Raw genomic sequence first — 536 nt, 5'->3', positions numbered from 1 at the left:
GGCATCACCAGGTCGTTGCTGACCATGGTGGCCAGTGCGATCGAAGACACAATGACCATGCCGGTGGCCGCCGAGAAGCCGCCCACATAGGCGATCAGCGCCAGCGCATTGCGGCCTTCGGCCAGCGGCAGGGCCAGCACCATCGAATCGTCGGCGACGCTGCCACCGGTGCCGAACAGGGTCACGCCGGCGGTGGCGATCGGCAACACCATGCCCGAGATCAGCACCAGGTAGCCACCGAACATCCAGCGCGCGCGGCGCACGTCACGCACGTCACCGCATTCGACCACGGCCACGTGGAACTGGCGCGGCAGGCAGATGATCGCGAGGAAACTGAGCAGGGTCTGCGAGATGAATCCCACCGGCGGCAGGCCGGTGAACAGCGTGTGCACCGACTCGACCACCGCGTCGCTGCGGTTGCTCAGCCACGGGTAGGCGAACACGCCCACGGCCAGCATCGCCAGCAACTTGATCACCGATTCGAAGGCGATCGCCAGCATCATGCCGTGGTGGTGCTCGGTGGCATCAACCTGGCG

1 protein-coding gene is annotated in these 536 nt (G+C 66.4%); it reads right to left on the bottom strand.

Features of this window, described 5'->3' with window-relative positions:
• Positions 1-536 (bottom strand): SLC5/6 family protein (locus DAI20_RS20220; RefSeq protein ID WP_497802655.1); only part of this gene is annotated, 536 nt, incomplete at both ends.

The organism is Planctomonas deserti, from assembly GCF_003067705.1.
Classification (GTDB): domain Bacteria; phylum Actinomycetota; class Actinomycetes; order Actinomycetales; family Microbacteriaceae; genus Planctomonas; species Planctomonas deserti.
The sequence above is the reverse complement of the archived record's forward strand: the minus strand, read 5'-3'. Positions and strand labels throughout refer to the sequence as shown.